The 260-nt window shown below is 56.9% G+C and carries 1 protein-coding gene; it reads left to right on the forward strand.

What is annotated here, in order from left to right:
* Positions 1 to 40: 40 nt before the first annotated feature.
* Positions 41 to 260: FtsX-like permease family protein (locus tag ACPYOM_RS22895; protein WP_481347725.1), on the forward strand; the 220-nt coding region annotated here is incomplete at its 3' end.

A 260-nucleotide genomic window follows, 5' to 3' on the forward strand; every position in this document is an offset into this window, starting at 1 on the left:
CTTCTTTTCCGCCCTTGAGGTCGAGCGCAACGTCATGTTCATGATCCTGACGCTGATCGTCATCGTTGCGGCGCTGAACATCATCTCCGGCCTGATCATGCTGGTGAAGGACAAGGGCAGCGATATCGCCATCCTTCGCACCATGGGTGCGACTTCCGGCTCGATCATGCGCATCTTCTTCATGACCGGTGCTGCGATTGGTATCGTCGGCACCGTTGCCGGCGTGCTGCTCGGCGTGATCGTCTGCATCAATATCGAAT

The organism is Monashia sp. HAY1-2A (assembly GCF_056755315.1).